Here is a 929-nt window from a genome sequence, read left to right on the forward strand (position 1 = left end):
TGATCGCCGGCGCCGAGGTCAGTATCGAGGGCGTCGACGACGCGACCAGGCGGATGCAGGGGCAGGTCATCGCATTCGAGCTGCAGGTCCGCGGCTGATGGGCAAGGTGTTTGACGAGGCAGATTACGAGCGCAGGCTCGACGCCGCGCGGAATGGCATCTCAACCGCCGAGGAAGCGAAATTCGTCATAACCGGCGACCTGGCCGGCTTGAACGCGCGCAAGGCGTTCCAGGATGCGAAAGAGCTCGCGCTGCGCAGGGCGCGGAAAAAGATGCTCGACCGCATCCACCAGGAGGAGGCCGACCATTCCTTGAACGACATCATTCCGGCCGAGGTCGAGGAAGTCCTCAACGGTCCGCATGATGAGATCGTCTCGGTCGACAACTGATGCGGATCATATTCCGATATCTGGCGATGCAGGACGTCGTCGATTTTGCGCTCGCGACGTTGCGCGAACGCTCGCCGGTCGGTTCGGTCGACGATCCGCATCCTGGTCTCTACCGGGACAGTCACACGGTTTTCCTCAATGGCCGCGCCGTCAGTGACGTTTCCGGCTTTCGGCGCGGCGACCAGATCAACATTTCCAATCCGGTCCCTTACGCGCGCAAGATTGAGATCGGCCGGATGAAAATGAAGGTCGCGCCGAAAATCTACCAAGAGACGGCGCTGATCGTCGCAGGGCGCTACGGCAACCGCGCTGCGGTCAAGTTCACGTTCATGCCGGTCCGGTTCGGCGATATCGCGGCCTATGCCGCATTCTCCAAGCAGATCAAGGCCGGTCGGCGCCGCATGTCCGACAAGGCCCGGCAGGCCTGGCTGGTGCGTCAGCCGGCCCTCGAGATCCGCGCACGCTAGAGGTTATTCCCATGGCTGATTATGCCGGCGCCGTCGCAGCGATGCGCGCGCGCTATGAAGACGGTTTCAAGGCC

2 protein-coding genes are annotated in these 929 nt (G+C 62.5%); both read left to right on the forward strand.

What is annotated here, in order from left to right:
- Positions 1-97: 97 nt before the first annotated feature.
- On the forward strand, positions 98-388 hold the full coding sequence (locus AC628_RS41760) for a hypothetical protein (RefSeq protein ID WP_074132582.1): 291 nt from the start codon (positions 98-100) through the stop codon (positions 386-388).
- Positions 388-855 carry a hypothetical protein gene (locus AC628_RS41765; RefSeq protein WP_074132583.1) on the forward strand — a complete coding sequence of 156 codons (468 nt, stop codon included), beginning with the start codon at positions 388-390 and terminating at the stop codon, positions 853-855. The genes AC628_RS41760 and AC628_RS41765 overlap by 1 nt, the downstream gene beginning before the upstream one ends.
- Positions 856-929: the final 74 nt, after the last annotated feature.

It is taken from the genome of Bradyrhizobium sp. NAS96.2, assembly GCF_001908235.1.
GTDB lineage: Bacteria > Pseudomonadota > Alphaproteobacteria > Rhizobiales > Xanthobacteraceae > Bradyrhizobium.